We start from the raw sequence: 2059 nt of genomic DNA, 5'->3' as shown, positions 1-2059 counted from the left end.
AGAACTTCGTCAATTTTGCCGAAGTATTTACGGATACGTTTGGTGCCTGCGTGCGTTTGAGCCATTTGCGGTGCTCACCTTTCACTCGTAGTTTTCGCTGGCACAGCGTGGTTGGGACGCCACGTCATGCCGCTTGCGAAACGAAAAGAGCCAGACAATTCTTGCGTGCCTTCCCAGGGGCTCGCTTCCGCCTGACAACCTCTTCTTGAAAAAACCCTTTGGCTAAAGGGGCTTTTCAAGACAGGTATGGCTGGACCCGGAATGCCCGGGTCCAGCCGCATTAATTAGGGTTAGTGGAGAAGGCTTTAAACCCTCCCCTCCCCAATTACTTAACTTCGATCTCTGCGCCAGCTGCTTCCAGCTTGCCTTTGATCTCTTCAGCTTCTGCAGCGTCGACGCCTTCTTTGACGGCTTTGCCACCAGCTTCGACGAGCTCTTTAGCTTCTTTGAGGCCCAGACCAGTGATGGCGCGGACTTCTTTGATGACGTTGATTTTCTGAGCGCCAGCGGCTTTCAGGATAACGTCAAATTCGGTTTGCTCTTCAGCAGCCGCACCAGCGTCTGCTGGGCCAGCCATCATCACTGCGCCGCCAGCTGCGGGCTCGATGCCATACTCGTCTTTGAGGATGGTTTTCAGTTCTTGTGCTTCGAGAAGGGTCAGACCCACGATCTCTTCTGCAAGTTTTTTCAGATCAGCCATTGTACTGTTTCCGTTTGATTAGATGTGTTCCAACGTCTTGGAGGTATTCCCCACGACGATATGAAAAGTGCCTTATGCAGCTTTCTCTTCGATGGTCGAAAGAATGCTCGCGATGTTCGAAGCAGGCGCGCCGATGGCTCCTGCGATGTTGCTGGCTGGCGCACCGATGCAACCCACGATGGAAGCAATAAGCTCCTCGCGAGATGGCATTGCTGCGACGGCTTTCACACCGGCAAGGTCCAGTGCCGAGTCACCCATAGCACCACCAAGGATCTCCAGTTTGGAGTTTTCCTTAGCGTAGTCGTTAACCACTTTGGCTGCTGCCACAGGGTCTTCCGAATAGGCGAGTACGGTCATGCCCGTCAGATAGTTGGCGATGCTTGCGCAAGGCTTTCCATCCAGGGCGATTTTGGCGAGCTTGTTCTTGGCAACGCGCACAGACCCACCCGCTTCACGCATTTTAGCGCGCAGGTCTTGCATTTCGGCAACTGTCATACCCTCGTAGTGGCTTACCACAACGACGCCAGAGCTTTCGAAGATCTGGCCGAGTTCCTCGACCAGTTTCTCTTTCTGGGCTCTATCCACAGTTATACTCCAAGTTTGGAGGGAGACCCTCCGGCTCAAGACTTTGCCCCAACAGATGCCGGGACATGATGTCCGAACGGGTCGTCGCAAACGGATGTCCGGGTGATTTCCCACGCGGACCGAATGTCTCTTCCCGTCTCAGGCAGGATTTACGGAATTGGCTTTTGGCCGCATACCACCCACCGTCTTGGACGAACAAAGACACCACATACGAATCGCACGGGGTGTCCTTAGGTGGTCGTTTAATCGTTATGAGCAGGAAAGAAAAGGACAACGCCAAAGAAACATCGTTGATGCGGCGGGCATATGCTCACTACGCAAAAGGGCGCGCCAATGGCACGCCCCTTCAAATACATTCAATGTGAGGCCTTAGTTGCCCGCAGCATTGTCCACATTGATCGTCACACCGGGGCCCATTGTCGAGCTAAGTGCGATTTTCTGCATGTAGGAACCTTTGGCGCCTGTAGGCTTCGCTTTGGCGACCGCATCGACGAAAGCACGCACGTTCTCGACCAGCTTGGCTTCGTCAAAAGACGCTTTACCAACGCCAGCGTGCACAACACCGGCTTTTTCTGCTTTGAACTGAACCTGACCGCCTTTGGCGTCTTCAACAGCTTGTTTGACGTCCATGGTCACTGTGCCAACCTTGGGGTTGGGCATCAGGTTCCGGGGGCCAAGCACTTTACCCAGACGACCAACGATGGGCATCATGTCTGGTGTCGCGATGCAACGGTCGAAGTCGATTTTGCCGGACTGAACCTGCTCCATCAGATC

Annotated in this window: 2 protein-coding genes and 1 pseudogene; all 3 read right to left on the bottom strand. The window is 54.0% G+C overall.

Annotated features, from left to right (window positions below):
• Positions 1-325: 325 nt before the first annotated feature.
• Complete coding sequence (gene rplL, locus AC4GMC_RS17730; protein ID WP_038008929.1) at positions 326-700, bottom strand: 50S ribosomal protein L7/L12; 375 nt, start codon at positions 698-700, stop codon at positions 326-328.
• A 72-nt stretch (positions 701-772) separates the two neighbouring features.
• The gene (gene rplJ / locus AC4GMC_RS17725) at positions 773-1285 is read right to left on the bottom strand and encodes a 50S ribosomal protein L10 (protein WP_038008927.1); all 513 of its coding nucleotides are present in this window, start codon (positions 1283-1285) and stop codon (positions 773-775) included.
• Positions 1286-1654: 369 nt separating this feature from the next.
• A pseudogene (locus tag AC4GMC_RS17720) lies at positions 1655-2059 on the bottom strand (50S ribosomal protein L1); the annotation flags it as partial.

Source organism: Thalassobacter sp., assembly GCF_982993085.1.
Note: the sequence above shows the minus strand (reverse complement) of the source record. Positions and strands in the feature narration are given on the sequence as shown.